This window comes from Sporosarcina luteola, assembly GCF_023715535.1.
Taxonomy (GTDB): Bacteria; Bacillota; Bacilli; order Bacillales_A; family Planococcaceae; genus Sporosarcina; species Sporosarcina luteola_B.
In genome coordinates this window covers 1-417 of record NZ_JAMBOI010000060.1, presented here as the reverse complement: position 1 = coordinate 417, position 417 = coordinate 1, and the positions used below count along the sequence as shown (strand labels likewise).

General features: G+C 59.2%; 1 protein-coding gene. It reads left to right on the top strand.

Going from position 1 to position 417, the window contains the following annotated elements; genetic code table 11:
* Positions 1–105 precede the first annotated feature (105 nt).
* Positions 106–417 (top strand): response regulator (locus M3191_RS18310; RefSeq protein WP_251701744.1); only part of this gene is annotated, 312 nt, incomplete at its 3' end.

The window sequence follows — 417 nt, the reverse complement described above, 5'->3', positions numbered from 1 at the left end:
CGGCGGGACCATCTCCGCCAGCAACCGGCCCGAGGGCGGCGCCTCATTCCGTGTTACACTGCCGGGAGAAACGCCCCCTGAACTGGAAGAGCTACCTGAGGAATTGTGATTAACGTTCTGATTATCGAAGACGAACACGCTATCCGACGCTTTCTGCGCACCGCGCTGGAAGCCGACGGCATGCGCGTATTTGAAGCGGAAACCCTGCAGCGTGGGCTGATTGAAGCCGCCACCCGTAAGCCCGACCTCGCGATCCTCGATCTCGGCCTGCCGGATGGTGACGGCATTGATTTTATTCGCGACCTGCGTCAGTGGAGCCAGATGCCGATTATCGTCCTGTCAGCGCGTAGCGAAGAGCATGACAAAATTGCCGCCCTGGATGCCGGCGCCGATGACTACTTAAGTAAACCCTTTGGC